The organism is Georgenia sp. 311, from assembly GCF_006151955.1.
Lineage (GTDB): Bacteria > Actinomycetota > Actinomycetes > Actinomycetales > Actinomycetaceae > Oceanitalea > Oceanitalea wutianyii.
In genome coordinates this window covers 4,482-6,406 of the sequence record NZ_VDFS01000034.1, presented here as the reverse complement: position 1 = coordinate 6,406, position 1,925 = coordinate 4,482, and the positions used below count along the sequence as shown (strand labels likewise).

The following is a 1,925-nucleotide window of genomic DNA, read 5'->3' as shown; positions in this document are numbered from 1 at the left end:
GGCCCGGCGATGACAAACGTCATCGCCGGGCCGTGTGTCGTCCACCGGAGCCGATGACACCCTGCACTGCCGGGCGCCCGGAACGCGGGGGAAGGTGGAGCCATGACCACCACCGACACCAGCTCCGTCATCACCGTCTCGGGAGTCCAGCGCCGCTACGGCACCGGCTCCTCCGCGTTCACCGCCGTGCGGGGCGTGGACCTCACAGTGCGCCGCGGGGAGCTCTTCGCGCTCCTCGGCACGAACGGCGCGGGCAAGACCTCCCTGCTCGAGGTCGTCGAGGGCATCGCCCCGGCGAGCGCCGGCACCGTCCGGGTGCTGGGGGAGGATCCCTACCGTGACCGGCACCTGGTGCGGCCCCGCACCGGGATCATGCTCCAGGAGGCCGGGTTCCCCGCCGACCTCACCACCGAGGAGACCGCGCGCATGTGGCACGGGACGCTCGGCTCCCCGATGCCCGTCGCCGCCGCGCTCGACCTCGTCGACCTCGGCCACCGGGCCGGCGTCCAGGTGAAGTCGCTGTCCGGCGGTGAGCGCCGCCGGCTCGACCTCGCGCTGGCCGTCATGGGCCGCCCGGAGATCCTCTTCCTCGACGAGCCGACCACCGGCCTGGACCCGCAGTCCCGCCGGGCCGCGTGGGAGCTCGTGCGCAACCTGCTCGAGGCCGGCACGACCGTCGTCCTCACGACGCACTACCTCGAGGAGGCCGAGGAGCTCGCCGACCGGCTGGCGATCATGCACCGCGGGGAGATCGTCCGCACCGGCACGGTCGCCGAGATCGTCGCCGATGAGCCCGCCCGGATCCGCTACCGCACCACGGCCGGCGACCTCGCCGACCCGCGCACGCTCCACGGCCTGCCCGCCCTGCTCACCGCCGGGCGCAGCCGCACCGGGCTCGTGGAGATCGAGTCGCTCGACCTGCAGGTCACCCTCGCCGCGCTCCTCGAGCGGGCGAACACCGCCGGTGAGGCGCTGACCAACCTCGAGGCGAGCCACGCCTCCCTCGAGCGTGCGTTCCTCGCCGTCGCGAACGAGGGGGAGGCCGCCGCGGCCGAGGCCCTCGCCCCCGCGAACGCCTGACCCGCCACCCCACCCACTCGCGACAGCAGACTTCCGCAAAGGACCACACCATGACCGCCACAGCCCTCGCCCCGGCCACGGCCTCCGCGCCACGCGCCGGGCGCACCGCCCGCATCATGTCCCTCGTCCGCGCCGAGCTCACCCTGCTCGTGCGCAACCGCACCACCCTGTTCAACGCCGTGGCGCTCGCGCCGCTCACGGTCGTCTTCCTCGCCGCGCTCGACCTCGTGCCCGACGGCGCCGGCAGCGCCATCGCCGGGATGCTCGTCACGAGCCTCGCGGCCATCGCGCTCGTCATCGTCGTCTACTACAACCTCACGACGACGATCGTCGCCCGCCGCGAGGAGCTCGTCCTCAAGCGGCTGCTCACCGGGGACGTCTCCCGAACCGAGATCGTCGTCGCCACCGCGACTCCCGCGGTGGTCATCCTCCTGGCCCAGCTCGTCCTCGGCGTCGTCGCGTCCGGCATCTGGTTCGAGCTGCCGGGCGTGCAGAACCCGGCGTTGGTGGCACTCGCGGTCGTCGGCGGGATCGTCGTCTTCACGCTCCTCGCGACGGCGTCCTCCGGGCTCACCCGCACCGTGGAGACGGCCCAGCTCACCACGCTGCCCGTCCTCCTCGCCGCCATGGCCCTGTCCGGGCTGGCCGTGCCGCTGCACGTCCTGCCCGACCTCGTCGAGCGGGTCGCGCAGTGGACCCCGATGTACCCGGTGGTCGCGCTCATGCAGCACGGGCTCGGCGCCGTCGCCCTCGACGGCACGGTGTCCTCCGGTGCCCTCGCCGACGTCACCCAGCCGATCGCCGCGCTCCTCGTGTGGGCGGTCCTCGGGGCCGTCGCGACCCAG

At 73.9% G+C, this 1,925-nt stretch carries 2 protein-coding genes; both read left to right on the top strand.

Features of this window, described 5'->3' with window-relative positions; genetic code table 11:
* The first annotated feature begins 102 nt into the window (after window positions 1-102).
* Window positions 103-1,080, top strand: a complete 978-nt coding sequence (locus tag FHE66_RS05755) for an ABC transporter ATP-binding protein (protein ID WP_139072021.1) — start codon at window positions 103-105, stop codon at window positions 1,078-1,080.
* A gap of 50 nt (window positions 1,081-1,130) precedes the next feature.
* Window positions 1,131-1,925, top strand: a 795-nt coding sequence (locus FHE66_RS05750; RefSeq protein WP_139072031.1) for an ABC transporter permease, incomplete at its 3' end; no start/stop codon positions are given.

Excerpts from the sequence above, each read along its gene's own strand:
- FHE66_RS05755 (WP_139072021.1), top strand. The coding sequence starts at position 103 with ATGACCACCACCGACACCAGCTCCGTCATCACCGTCTCGGGAGTCCAG.